Origin of the sequence: Kitasatospora sp. NPDC087314 (genome assembly GCF_044744365.1) — a bacterium.
GTDB lineage: Bacteria > Actinomycetota > Actinomycetes > Streptomycetales > Streptomycetaceae > Kitasatospora.
This window is the reverse complement of sequence record NZ_JBIUYE010000003.1, coordinates 190,883-203,449: the sequence shown is the minus strand read 5'-3', so window position 1 is coordinate 203,449 and position 12,567 is coordinate 190,883. Positions and strand designations below refer to the sequence as shown.

At 70.1% G+C, this 12,567-nt stretch carries 12 protein-coding genes; 9 read left to right on the top strand and 3 right to left on the bottom strand.

Annotation, left to right across the window (positions count from 1 at the left end):
- Nucleotides 1-68 precede the first annotated feature (68 nt).
- Complete coding sequence (locus ACIO5E_RS07440) at nucleotides 69-1,142, bottom strand: restriction endonuclease (protein WP_400664763.1); 1,074 nt, start codon at nucleotides 1,140-1,142, stop codon at nucleotides 69-71.
- 349 nt (nucleotides 1,143-1,491) lie between these two features.
- Between ACIO5E_RS07440 and ACIO5E_RS07435 the strand changes: the two genes are divergently transcribed.
- Entirely contained in the window at nucleotides 1,492-2,445 is a 954-nt protein-coding gene (locus ACIO5E_RS07435) for a hypothetical protein (protein ID WP_400664761.1), read from the top strand.
- Between the two features lie 30 nt (nucleotides 2,446-2,475).
- Here ACIO5E_RS07435 and ACIO5E_RS07430 read toward each other — a convergent pair whose 3' ends face one another.
- The gene (locus ACIO5E_RS07430) at nucleotides 2,476-3,822 is read right to left on the bottom strand and encodes a transcriptional regulator (protein WP_400664759.1); all 1,347 of its coding nucleotides are present in this window, start codon (nucleotides 3,820-3,822) and stop codon (nucleotides 2,476-2,478) included.
- A 158-nt stretch (nucleotides 3,823-3,980) separates the two neighbouring features.
- On the opposite strand from ACIO5E_RS07430, the gene ACIO5E_RS07425 reads away from it, so the two are divergent.
- From ACIO5E_RS07425 to ACIO5E_RS07390, 8 genes are read left to right on the top strand one after another with little or no spacing between them, the layout of a single operon-like run.
- Nucleotides 3,981-4,187 carry a hypothetical protein gene (locus ACIO5E_RS07425; RefSeq protein ID WP_400664757.1) on the top strand — a complete coding sequence of 69 codons (207 nt, stop codon included), beginning with the start codon at nucleotides 3,981-3,983 and terminating at the stop codon, nucleotides 4,185-4,187.
- 57 nt (nucleotides 4,188-4,244) lie between these two features.
- Nucleotides 4,245-5,270, top strand: coding sequence for a UDP-glucuronic acid decarboxylase family protein (locus ACIO5E_RS07420; RefSeq protein WP_400664755.1), 1,026 nt, complete (start codon nucleotides 4,245-4,247; stop codon nucleotides 5,268-5,270).
- Nucleotides 5,267-6,145: a glycosyltransferase family 8 protein gene (locus ACIO5E_RS07415; RefSeq protein WP_400664753.1), complete on the top strand. Its 879-nt coding sequence runs from the start codon at nucleotides 5,267-5,269 to the stop codon at nucleotides 6,143-6,145. Before ACIO5E_RS07420 ends, ACIO5E_RS07415 begins: the two co-directional genes overlap by 4 nt.
- Nucleotides 6,142-7,653: a glycosyltransferase family 2 protein gene (locus tag ACIO5E_RS07410; RefSeq protein WP_400664751.1), complete on the top strand. Its 1,512-nt coding sequence runs from the start codon at nucleotides 6,142-6,144 to the stop codon at nucleotides 7,651-7,653. Before ACIO5E_RS07415 ends, ACIO5E_RS07410 begins: the two co-directional genes overlap by 4 nt.
- Nucleotides 7,650-8,267 (top strand): hypothetical protein, encoded by a 618-nt coding sequence (locus ACIO5E_RS07405; RefSeq protein ID WP_400664749.1) that lies wholly within the window; start codon nucleotides 7,650-7,652, stop codon nucleotides 8,265-8,267. Before ACIO5E_RS07410 ends, ACIO5E_RS07405 begins: the two co-directional genes overlap by 4 nt.
- The gene (locus ACIO5E_RS07400) at nucleotides 8,264-9,232 is read left to right on the top strand and encodes a Gfo/Idh/MocA family protein (RefSeq protein WP_400664747.1); all 969 of its coding nucleotides are present in this window, start codon (nucleotides 8,264-8,266) and stop codon (nucleotides 9,230-9,232) included. Before ACIO5E_RS07405 ends, ACIO5E_RS07400 begins: the two co-directional genes overlap by 4 nt.
- Nucleotides 9,219-10,187: a phosphotransferase family protein gene (locus tag ACIO5E_RS07395; protein WP_400664745.1), complete on the top strand. Its 969-nt coding sequence runs from the start codon at nucleotides 9,219-9,221 to the stop codon at nucleotides 10,185-10,187. The genes ACIO5E_RS07400 and ACIO5E_RS07395 overlap by 14 nt, the downstream gene beginning before the upstream one ends.
- A gap of 29 nt (nucleotides 10,188-10,216) precedes the next feature.
- Nucleotides 10,217-11,425, top strand: a complete 1,209-nt coding sequence (locus ACIO5E_RS07390; protein WP_400664743.1) for a DegT/DnrJ/EryC1/StrS family aminotransferase — start codon at nucleotides 10,217-10,219, stop codon at nucleotides 11,423-11,425.
- On the opposite strand, the gene ACIO5E_RS07385 is transcribed toward ACIO5E_RS07390, so the two are convergent.
- A complete protein-coding gene (locus ACIO5E_RS07385; protein ID WP_400664741.1) occupies nucleotides 11,415-12,476 on the bottom strand; it encodes a phosphotransferase in 1,062 nt (353 codons plus the stop codon). The genes ACIO5E_RS07390 and ACIO5E_RS07385 overlap by 11 nt on opposite strands.
- Nucleotides 12,477-12,567: the final 91 nt, after the last annotated feature.

The window sequence follows — 12,567 nt, the reverse complement described above, 5'->3', positions numbered from 1 at the left end:
GATGCCACGAGCAACTCTCGAGACGGATCTGCTCCAGAAGGTTCGCAACGAGCTTCCGAAGCGGCGTCTCAACTACTCAGGACGGCGACCAATGATTCGCCGTGCTCCGCCCAGCGTTCGAGCCGGAACAGGTCGACGAGGAGCACGCGGGTCTGTTCGGCGTTGGTCATCGCGTGTCGAGTGAAGCCGCCATTTGTGACGATCACGGCGATGTCGGATCCGTGGACCTTGCGAAGGGTTCCGGCCAACTCGCGCACGGGGGTTGGGCCGATGTTGCGGTTGCCCTTGGTGTGCTTCACCTGCACTGCGTAGCGCAGTCCCATGGGGCCGGTAGCGACGGAGTCTGCGGCGTTGTCGCCGGAGCGGCCGACAGCCTGGTGCACGGTGAAGCCGTCGCGCTCCAGCAGGGCGGACACTAGTTGTTCGAAAGCGGCGGGGGTGAGGCTCTTGATCGCGGCGACCGGGACCCTCCCGCCAGGCTCGAATAAGACGGCGGGTTGTTTCTCGAGCAACGTGATCATCTGTGTCGCGGACTGAGTGACCACGGAGTCGAGCTCAACCAGTTTGTCTGGATGCTCGATCGGGGACGTGCTCCTTGAGCGCTGTGCCTTCGGGGAGGCCTCCTGGTGCCAGTCTTCCAATGACTTCCAGCACAGATGGGTGAGCTCGGCCAGCGAAGTCCGTGCCCTACGGATCTTCTTCTCCTCCTCGTGGAACCAGAAGGAGACTACGCCTCGCTGTTCTCCCAGATAGACCTTGCAGGCGGCCATTACGGGCGTGGCTTTCCTCTCGACTGAGTCCATGCGGTCCTGGACGTCTTTCGAGATCTTCAGAAGCGTCTCGGCCAGGGCTGCCGTATCGAGAAGCTTGTCCTGGTATTGCATGGGTGAGCGCTTCCACGCGCCCCCCTTGGTGATGCGGCGGAGACATGCGATCACTAGGGGGAATAGTTCGTGATCATGGTCAGGGAGCTCGGTTTCGCGTTGGTAGAGGTCGCGAACACCGCAGCCACTGAGGATCATCAGCTCGTCGAGAAGTTTAGTTGTCACATCTTTCACGGGGTAGAAGCTAGCGGGATGGTCTGACACATCATCAACCGCAATGTCCGCGACAGCTGTTTGCTCGGTGGACTGGCTCCTCATCCATCGATTAAAGGGTTATTCCGTTCGAATTTAGAACAGAAATTCTAATTATAGATTGAATCAAAGGGGCCTGGAGTGGTGAGTAAGACCATGAGACTTCCTTCGGGGAACTGAGAGGCCCTTTGCGTTGCAAATCACTCGAACCGTGCGATTGTGGACGGCGGGAGCGTCAACTGGACTTCTGCCGTTTGGAGATCGGGTGAGATCGGAGGGGCGTGATGGTGATCGCTCGCCGATCATGTCGATCTTCGGCCGGTGCGTGTGCTACGTTCCGTGGTCCAATCGAAAACAGGCGACCCCGGCAGCGCGCCAACGCTCCGGGGTCCGGCACCAGGAGATGCAACTCCCGATGCGCGTCCATCGTAGCGCCCACGTGCGCAACTTCACCGTGCTGCCCAACGCCGTCCTTCAGTACCGACGGCTCTCCTACACCGCCCGCGGTCTGCTCGCGGACCTTCTCTCCCGTCCCGACGGCTGGCGCGAGGACGGCCGGCACATGGCCGACACCAGCCCCCAGGGCCGAGGCGCGATCCGCAAGGCCCTGAAGGAGCTGGCCGAGGCCGGCTTCTACCGGGTCGAGAAGATCCGCATGTCCGACGGCACGATCATCACCGAGACCCACGTCTACGACACCCCGCAGCTGGCGCTGCCGGGTGTCACCCGTCCGGTCTCCGGTGAAGCGACCACCGGCGGTCCTGACGCCCTTGTAAAAGACCTGGTGAAAGAACCACCCTCCCTCCCCGCTGACCACGTCGACGGCCAGGCGGCCAACGACGAGGTGGAGGAGCCGGGCGGGAGGGAGGAAGATCAGCAGGAAGCCGGTGACGCTGACCTGCTGCCCGACGAGCAGGTCTGTGCGGCGGTCGCCACGCTCTTCCGGGCGATCCGTCCCGAACCGCGCCTGCGCCTCGGGGAGGCCGAGGCCCGGAAGCTTGCCCCGCTGGTCGCCCGGTGGCTGGAACGCGGCGCGACCCAAGCCGACCTCGCCCAGGCCCTGCTGCCGGGCCTGCCCGCCCCAGTGCACTCGGCGGTCGCGGTGCTGCGCTACCGCCTGGAGCGCAAGATGCCGCCTGTCCAGCCCGTCGTGCGGCCCGCAGCGACCCGGTACGCCGAGTGCGCCAAGTGCCACGACCCCGTGCCCCAGCCGGGCATCTGCCGAGTGTGCGCAGGCCTCGGTGTGCGAACAGTCGACATCGGCGGGGGCGAGGCTGTCACCCGCAGCGGCGCGGCCCGTGCCAGGGACGCCCTGCGCGCTGCCAGGACCGCTGGCCTGCACCTGGGCAGCCTGGCGGCAGCCCAGTAGGCGGCACCAGCGCCACTGAGTCGGCGACCGTCAGGCCGCCATGGCCGGCAGCGCGCGCAGGCGCTCGCGGAACTCGGCGACGGCGGGTTCCGCGCCGTACGGCTTGAGGTAGCCGTCGAACTTGGTGAGGCGGCTGACGGCGCGGACGGAGTGGACCTTGGTTTCGAGGAGGCCGAGGCCGCGGTTGGCGGCGTCGAGGGCGCCGTCGAGGTCCTTGCCGGCGAGGCGGGCGGTGGCGAGGCGGCCGGAGCGAACGGCCTGGTCGCGGGGGACGGCGTGATCGATGGAGGAGGCGAGGGCGTTGGTGGCGCGCTCGACCTGGCCGGCGCGGAGCATGATCTTGCCCTCGGTGGAGCTGAGCTGGGCGTCGCCGTACCAGGAGAGCCAGTTCGGGAGTTGGTCGCCGCCGTTCCTGGACCAGAGGTCGTGGGCCCGATTGAGGGCGGAGCCGGCCTTCTGGTGCTGGCCGTCACGGGAGAGGCTCTCGGCGTGGTGGAGTTCGAGGTAGCTGCGGACGCCGGGCTGCATCGTCGAGGGTGTGTTGGCGAGCGCGGTCTCGACCTGGGCGACGCGCTCGGCCGGGTTGCCGGCGTCGGAGAGGTGGACGCCCATCTCGGCGAGCAGGAAGGCGCCAAGGGCGTCGTCGCCGACGGTCTTCGCGGCGCGGAGGGCGCCGAGGTAGTACTGCTGGCCGGCTGAACGCAGACCGCTGTCGTAGGCCATCCAACCGGCGATGTAGTTGACCTGGGCGGCCAGCCCGTACAGGCGGGCCTCGACGGCTTCGGTGTGGCGGCCCTGCTTGAGCAGGGTGGTGATGATCGCGAGGTCGCCGCGGGCTTGTTCGATGAGGCGTGCGCCGCCCATCTGGGCGTCCAGGGTCTGGAGGGTGGCGACGCGGGCTTCGAGGGTGTCGACCATGGAGTCGGTCACCTGGTCGCCGTCCAGGGCGGAGGCGAAGGCGGGCGAGGCCGAGGCCCAGCTCGCGGCGACGGTGGCCATGGCGGCCCCGGTGATGGTGAGAAAGCCCCGCCGATCCATACGACCACTCCTGACCAGTTCCACCAGTACGTCCACGGTACCGGCCTTCGTCCACGGCGCCGTGACGCCGGTCACTTCCCAGACAGGAAGCCATCCCGGCCACGGATTGGCAACCAGAGTACGGGGATTGACGCCCAGGAGATCGGCCAGAACGTACTGGGCGTCCGGCTCGGGCTCCTGACCCTGTTCCCACTTCCAGACCAGGGTTCGGTTGGTCGCCAGGTGGATCTTCAGCGCGGCACCGCGGTCGCGCATCATGCCCGCGAACTGGTTCTTTCCCCACCCGCGCGACTGCAGCAGGTAGGTGAGCGGGTGGACCGCCAGCGTGCCTTCGATCATCTCAACCCCCGGCTTTTCAGGCCCTGTTGGTGAGCGTACTGCTACCCGCCGCAGCCGGGGCGTTCTCGGAGAGAAACCCCCTGGAAACGTTCCGCGACGCTCCGCCTCGCCGTGACGCTGGACCTGCCGTCGTCCGAGGAGAGCGGAGGAAAGGGCCCGTGGACAGAGCCACGAGCGCACAGCGAGGCCGCCATCGAGGCGCGCACCGCGACCCGCTGGGAGTCAGGTTCACCGTGCTGTGGGGACTCGGTCACATCGCGGCGCTGGTGCTGCTCGGGACCGTCGCCCAGCACCAGCTCGGCGCCGAGGAGCAGTTCGCGGCGCCGCCGGCACACGCCGTCCCGGATCGGGAGCCGACCGCCTGAGGAGCCACGGCTCCGTGCTCAGCCCGCCACCCGCCAGCGAGTTGGAGGAGAAGCACCATGTCCCACCCGCAAGAACCACCGCCGCCCACGGCAGTGACCAGCGCCTTCGCCCGCCGCACCGCCGTCGTCACCGGGGCTGCCGGGTTCATCGGCTCGCACCTGTGCGAGCGCCTGCTCGACCTGGGCGCGGAGGTGGTCGGCGTCGACAACCTGCTGACCGGCCAGCTCGACAACCTGTCGGGCCTGCGCTCGGCCAGCGGCTTCCGTTTCCAGACCGACGACGTGACCCGGCCGTTCAACGTGGCCGGGCCGGTGGACTTTGTCTTCCACCTGGCCTCGCCCGCGTCGCCGCACGACTACGCCCGCCACCCGCTGGCCACCCTGAAGGTCGGCGCGATGGGCACGCTCAACGCCCTGGAGCTGGCCGAGGCCAAGCGGGCCCGGTTCCTGCTCGCATCGACGTCCGAGGTGTACGGCGACCCGCTTGTGCACCCGCAGCCGGAGCGGTACTGGGGCAACGTGAACCCGGTGGGCCCTCGGAGCGTGTACGACGAGGCCAAACGGTACGCCGAGGCTCTGACCTCGTGCTTCCAGCGCTCCGGCAACACCCGCACCCGCATCGTGCGGATCTTCAACACCTACGGGCCGAGGATGCGCGCCGACGACGGCCGCGCGGTGCCCGCCTTCATCCAGCAGGCGCTGGCGGGCGAGCCGATCACCGTGGCCGGCGACGGCAGCCAGACCCGCGCCCTGTGCTTCGTGGCCGACACCGTCGAGGGACTCCTCGCCGCCGCCACGGCGGACCACACCGACCCGGTGAACCTGGGCAACCCGCACGAGATCACCATGCTCCAGCTCGCCGAGGAGATCCGGGCGCTGGCCGGTTCCTCGTCCGCGATCACGTTCGTCCCGCTGCCCGCCGACGACCCGAAGCGCCGCTGCCCCGACATCGCCTCGGCCCGCGCTCACCTTGGCTGGGAGCCCATCACCCACCTGCGCGACGGCCTGCGCCGGACCCTCGACTGGGCCGAGAAGCGATTCCCCCACCAGGCCACCGCCACCACCGGAAGGAGCGCCTCGTGACCACCGCTTCCCACCCGCTGCCCGCGCTCGTCTGCGGGGTCGACAATGGGTACGCCCGCCCGCTGCGGACGCTGATGCACTCGATCGCCGCCGCCCACCCGGGCACTGTCGGTGAGCTCCGACTGATCGTCCTCGACCAGCAGATCAGCGACGCCAACCGGAAGGCGATCCTGAGGGACGCTGACCGCACTGGCCTGCGCACCGAGCTGCGGCCGGCGCCCATGACCGACCCGCGCTACCCCGTTTCCGACTGGGTCAGCGGCGCGGTGTACGTGCGCCTGGCCATCCCGGAAGTCATCCCCGACGAACGCCGGGTGCTCTACCTGGACGCCGACACCCTGGTGCTCGGAGACCTGCGTCCGCTGCTGCGGCAGCCCCTCGACGGGCGCCCGATCGGCGCGGTGCGAGACCCGCAGAACCCGGTCATCGGCCGCGGCATCCAGCTGCCCGGCTGGGAGAAGCTCGGCGTCCCGTACGGCAGGGACTACTTCAACAGCGGCGTCATGCTCATCGACCTCGACCGCTGCCAGCGGCTCGGCGTCTTCGAGCGGTCCAGGCAGTTCCTCTCCGAGCACCCGGACAAGGTCAGGTTCTGGGACCAGGACGCGCTGAACTGGGCCATCGACGACAACTGGCACCGGCTGGACAGGCGTTGGAACACCTTCGCCATGTCCCCTCAGGCCGCCCAGCCCGGGTTCATCCACTACGCCGAGGCGGACAGCCCGCTCGCCCAGCTCCTGGACGACGAGGCAACCGCCGCCCTGGTGCACTTCGCCGGCCCTGACAAGCCGTGGCAGGACGGCTACCCGGAAGGCCAGCTCCGGGACACCTACCGGCTGTTCCACGACTACGTCGGTTCGGGAGGCGCCGAGTGAACGGCCGGAAGCCGTTCTGGCGGCGGCCGTCCTGGTGGGTCGCCGCCGCCGTGGCCGCGCGCAACGTGAACGGGCTGCGGCAGGTCCGCCAGACGCTGGCCCGGGTGGACCGGCCGGTCCCGCTCTCGGTGGTGGAGCCGGTGGCACTGCACGTCGTCATCCCGGTGCTGCGCGAGCAGTTGCACATCGCCGGTGCGCTGGCGTGGTTCGTGCCGCTCCTGCGCGACATCCCGGGTTCGACGCTGACCCTGGTGTCCACGGCGCGCGAGGAGCGCGAACGCACTCACCTCGTCGGCCGGCTCGCCGGGGCGACGGCTACCGACCTCACGGTGCAGCGCTTCCCACAGCTGACCGACGACGAGCTGACTGCCCTTGCCGAAGCCCTAGCCAAGACCGGCGAACGCACGCTCACCCCGGCGACGGCCGCTGAGGTCCTGTCGGCCTTCCCCACGACGGCGGACGTCATCGCGAGCGAGATCGCGCGCCTCCGGGAGCCGGTGGTCCGGCACGTCCACTACGAGGGCGACGGGCGGAAGGCCGCGCAGGTGAACGCCGTCGTCGAACAGCTCGCGGCCGACTCGGCCGAGGAGTACGTCGCCGTCTACGACGTGGATTCCCGTCCGAGCCGTGAGTTGCTGCGACGCACCGCCGAGTTCCTGGCCCGCCGACGAGCGGAGGACGGCGAACTGCCCTGCGTCGTCCAGCAGTCCGCCCGCTTTGCCACCCAGGACGCCGCCGACAACCGGTGGGAGCGGGCGCTGTGCCGAAGCGCCGCCCGAGCGCAGACTCTGTGGACTCTCCGCCGCGAGATCCCCAACCTCCGCCGGTACACCGAGTCCGTCCGCCACACGCGGCCCGGCCTTCGGGGCCTCGCCCAGACCGTCGGCCACGGCCTGCTCGTCCGCACCGATGTCTTCCGGCAGGTCGGCGGGCTGCCCACCTTCACTGTCCTCGACGACGTCGCCTTCGGCTACCGGCTCACCCTGGGCGGCATGCCGGTCGACAGTCTCCCCTTCACCACCACCGTGCCGGCGGCTGAGTACCTGCCGGAGCTGCTGTCCCAGAGCGAGCGCTGGTTCCAGAGCTACCTCGACTACCCGCAGTGCGCCGGCCGCTGGCACGCCCAGGGCCACGGCAGTCGCCTCGACCACACAGCGGCGCTCGCCATCGGCGCCTACCGGGGCGTGGCCTGGCTGCTGGTCTCGCCCGCGACGGCCGCGTGCCTGGCCCTGGCGCTCGGGCCGCGCACGCGCCTCCCGGTCCGGGCGACGGCCGTGGCCGCGCTCTGGGCCGCCACCGTCGCACCGGTCCGCCTGCTCGCCGAGGCCGAAGGCCGTCCGCTGACCGTACGGGAGACCGCCACGCAGAGCGTGGAAACCCTGGCCGGGCTGCTGCTCAAGAGCATCGGCCCGATGACCGCCCTCGGCCGCTGGGCCGTGACAGGCACCAGGCACTCGGTACTCGCCCCCAAGAGCAACCGTCGTACCAAGGGCAGGGAGACACCGTGATCCTCGGCATCGAGGGCGTCAGCTGCGTCGGCAAGACCACGCTGGCCGCCATGCTCGCCCCTCACCTCGACCAGCCCACCGTCATCCCCTGTTACTTCCACGCCAGCCCCGACCCCACCCGGCTGCCGACCCCGGAGCCCTTCACCGCGGACCACCAACTGGCCAACATCGCCCAGTTCCTGGAAGTCGAGGACCTCCGGCTCACCCAGGCCAGGCAGGTCCTCGCCGACGGCCGGGACGTGATCCTCGACCGCACCGTGGACACCCTCCTCGCCCACGCGCACGCCGTCGGCCGGATGAACGGCTTCGACTGCGACGACCAGGCCCAACGCACCGTCACCAGCAGGGCCGTGGCGATGCCCGACCTGACGATCGTCCTCACCGCCGACCCGGACGTGCTCGTCCGCCGGGCCCGCCTGCGCAAGGGCATGCCGACGATCTTCTACGACCGCCACTTCAGCGAACACTTCAACGCCTATTTCGACCACCCGCTCGCCCCGGCCGTCGCCCGGCTCGACACCACCACCGGCCCGCCCGAGGAACTCGCCGCACGCGCCCTCGACCACATCTGCCGCCACCAGGCCGGCGAACACCCACAGCGGGAGGCATCATGAAGGCCGCACTGATCGGCTGCGGTGCCATCGCCAGCCGCTGGGTCCGATCCCTGCTCGCGGACGGCCGCATCGAGATCACCGCCCTCGCCGATCCCGACCAGCAGGCGGCGCGGGCTCTCGCGGACCGGTACGAGCTGACCCCGGCGTTCGCCACGACGCTCGACGAAGCGCTCGCACTGGCCCCGGTCGACGTCGTCGTCAACCTCACCCCGCCCGACCACCACTACCGTGTCAGCCGCTCTGCCCTCGCCCGCGGCCTCCACGTCCTGACCGAGAAGCCCCTGACCCTGAACCTGCCCGACGCCCTCGACCTCGTCCACCTCGCCCGCGAGCGCGGCCTGCTGCTGGCCGTCATGCAGAACCGCGGCGCCGACCCCGGCTTCCTCGCCTTCCGCGAGACGGTCCGCCTCGGCGGCCGGCCGCCCTTCGCCGTCGCCGCCGACACCCTCGTCGCCCTTCCCGGCCCGGGCTTCCGCAGCAGCCAGCACCTGCCCGTCACCACCGACCTCGCGGTGCACGCCTTCGACCAGGTCCGCGCCCTGATCACCGCGCCGCCGACCGAGGTCACCTGCACCGAGACGCCGACCGACTTCCTTGCCCCACACAGCTCGATCGCCACGATCACCGTGCGGTTCGCCGACAGCTCCCTGTTCAACTACCGGGGCGGCTACATCGTCGACCCATTCCTGCGAACCGGCGCCAACGGCGACTGGCGCGTGGAGGCCCGAGCCTTCGCCGCGCGCTGGGCTCCGGACCCCGCCGACAGGCACAAGACGGCCGAGGCCGGGCCGCCTGCCTACCAGCGGTGCATCACCGCCATGGTGGACGCCCTCCACCAGCCCGGCACCATGCCCGTCCCCGCCGCCAGCAACCTCGGCTCCATCGCCCTCCTGGACGCTGCCCTCCAGTCCGCCGCCAGCCGCCGCTCCGTCCCGGTGCCGGAGGTGCCCGATGTCCGCCCGTGACGCCGTGATCGACCGCCCGCATCCGCTGCTGCTCGACGCGCTCACCGCAGCCGGCTTCGACGCCACCGACGTGCGCTTCACGCCCCTGCGGTCCGGAACGGACAGCCTCCCCTTCGCCGCCACCACTTGCGACGGCGACGAACTGGTCGTCAAGGTCCGCCGCGTGGGCAGCCGCTCGCGCTACCCGACCGCGGCCTGGGCCTCGGCCCGGATGCGGGAAGCGGGAATCCCCGCCGCCCGCGTCCTCTGGCACAGCCGAGAGGCGTGCGTCGAGACCTGCTGCCCGGGTCGACCGATCGAAGCGGAACCGCCACAGCCACAGGACCTGGAAGCCGCCGTCCGAGCCGGGGAGGTCCTCCGCCGTCTGCACACCATCGAGGTCAGCAGCTTCGGCCAGCTCGACGGACACGGCATCGGCCAACACTCCACCATCCAGGGCTGGTTCCTCGCCCTACCCGCCCGCCGCACCCCCAGCCTCGACGGCCTCGACCTGCCCGGCCTGCTGAACTACACCCGCCTCATCCTCGAAGCCGAAGCCGACCGCCTCCCGGCGACGGCGCCCAAGCTCCTGCACGGGGACTGGGTCGGACGCCACCTCTTCACCGATGGCCGCCGCATCACCGGAGTCGTCGACCTGGAGAGCGTCCGCGGTGGCGACCCGCTGGCCGAACTCGCCGGCTGGTCTCTGCGCGAGCCCGCCCCGATGAGCGAGGCCCTCCTCGTCGGCTACTTCGACGGCCCGTTGCCCACCGAGAGCCTGCTGCCGCTCGTCCTGTTCCGCCTGCGCATCGCGGTTTCGCTCCTGCACTTCCACGTCTCCTGCGACGACCAGGACATGGTCCGGCTACGGGCCGCCCAGATCCAGGCCGACCTCGACGATCTGGACCACGGCCACCTCACCGCCGTCCCCCGCATCGCCCCCGACCCACACTTCTCCGGACGGTGCCGCCCGTAGGCAGCCCCGCCCCTGACTGGAAGGACGCCATGAACGACCCCAAGGTCACCCTCCCGTTCCCCTGCGAGCCCAAGTACGGGCAGGCCGAGAAGGACGCCGTCCTCAAGCTCCTCGACGACGGCCACCTCTCCGAGATCAACCGTGGACCGGCCACCAACGCCCTCGAAGCGGCCTTCTCCCGCCTCACCGGCACCCGCCACGCGCTCTCGTTCAACTCCGGCACGGCCTCCCTGCACGCCGCACTTCACGCGGTCGGCGCCAACCCCGAAGCCGGCGTCGCCATCTCCCCGATGACCTGGATTTCCGCCATCACCGCCGTTTTCCAGGCCGGCAGCTACCCCGTCTTCTGCGACATCGAGCCGGACAGCCCCAACATCGCCGCCACTGCGGTCGCCCAGGTCGCCGACGAATGCTCCGCCGTCCTCGCCACCCATACCTGGGGCATCCCCGCCCGCATGGACCAGCTCGCCAAGGCCACCGACCTGCCGATCGTCGAGGACTGCTCGCACGCCCACGGAGCCCTCTACCAAGGCCGGGCCGTCGGCTCCTGGGGTGCCGCCGGGTGCCTCAGCCTCCAGGAGTCCAAGTCCGTCTCCGGCGGCGAAGGAGGCGTTCTCACCACCTCCGACCGGGAGGTGTACGAGTGCGCCCTCACCCTCGGCCACCACCCCGCCCGCCTGGCCGACGAACTCACCCTCCCCGAACTGAGGCCGCTCGCCGCCACCGGGGCCGCCTACAAGTACCGGATGCCCGCCCTTTCCGCCGTCATCGCCCGCCAGCAACTGCGCTCGCTGCCCGACCGAATGCTGGCTGCCGAACAGAACCTGGCCACCCTCCGCGAAGCCCTGCAGGAGTACGACGCGCCCGTCGCCTGGCCGGAGATCGGCGAGCTCTCCGTCCGCGGCTGGTACGGAACCCCGCTGACGATCAGCGTCCGCGTCCCCGACCCGAAGGCGCTCCACGAGAAGTGCCGGGCCGCCGGCATCCCCGTCCGCTCCCAGTACGAGGACTGGACACAGACCCCGCTGCTGCAACGCCTCGACCTGGCTGCCCGCTACTGGCCCTACCTCGCCGACAGCCCCTACCAGCCGCCGACCCGGGACGCGCTGCCGAACTACTACAAGGCCCTGCGCCAGATGATCGTGATGAAGGTGCCGCAGATCCCGGCTCCGGACTACATGGAGCAGGTGGCCGAGGCCCTCGCCACCGTCCTGTCCCGCACGCTGCTCACGGCATAGCCGCGAACGCCTCCTGCACGTCCTCGCGCCGCTCCGTCCACCAGGCCAGGAAGCGCTCGGCGGGCAGGAACAGGTGGTCGCAGGAGTGGTCGTCGCGGTCGTAGTGGAAGACCAGCTGCCAGTAGTCCGACATGCGCTTCCACCACAGCCGCTCCACCGCGTCCGCCAGGGCCGGCACCGGGAGCTGTACCACCGACCGGTAGCCGGCCATGAACGCGGATGTCCGCTCCAGATCGAGGAAGCCGTCCTCACCGCCGAACTGCACCGTGGCGGTGCGGGCGACCTCCTCGCCGAACGGCCGGACCCTGATCCGGTCCCAGTCGATCACCCCGACGATCTCGCCGTTCCGCCACAGCACGTTCCGGTGCTGGACGTCACCGTGCGTCCACCCCACCGGGCCGACCGCTACCTCGCCGGCCGGGTGCTCGTGCCCGTACTTCTTCAGCAGCACCTTGCGCTCAGCCAGCGCCGTGGCGGCCTCGACGTCGAACGCTGTCCGGCTCTCCAGTCCCGCGATCAGGGCGAGGAAGCGATCCGCCTCCTGGTGAGCCTCGGCGGGCGTGGTCACCGAGACGGTCACCTGCTCTGGCCCCGGCGGTAGCAGGCCGGCCATCCGCTCACCGTTCAAGCTCTGGTGGATCCGACCGAGGAGAACGCCGAGATCAGCAGCCTGCCCAACCGAGAGCGCCGTACCCACCTGGTGGCTCCCCTCCATCCACGGGATCAGGCAGTACCCGCGGTCGGCGACCTCGACTACCACATCCCCGGTCGAGGAGACCCTCGCCCTGCCCACCGGCAGACCGTCGTCGGCCAGCTCCGACAACACAGCCAGGTTCCGACGAGCCAGCGACAGTGGCACATCCATGATCCGCTTCAACGCGAACGAGCCCTCGGCCGTATCCAGCCGCCAGTTCCCGTTCATCAAGCCGTCCGACAGGAAGTGGCACCCTCGAACCGCACCCAGTCCGAAAGCCTCGCAGAGAACCGCTAGATCCTCCGCGACCTCGCTGTATCGACCACCACTTGGGGCGTCGAAGGTCACGTCCGTCACCCCAAACAGGCTAGCGGAGCAGAGGCACCGATGCGGTCGCTTCGAGAGGTACCCCAGTCCATGCAGCGACGCCTATAAGGTGACCATCCGT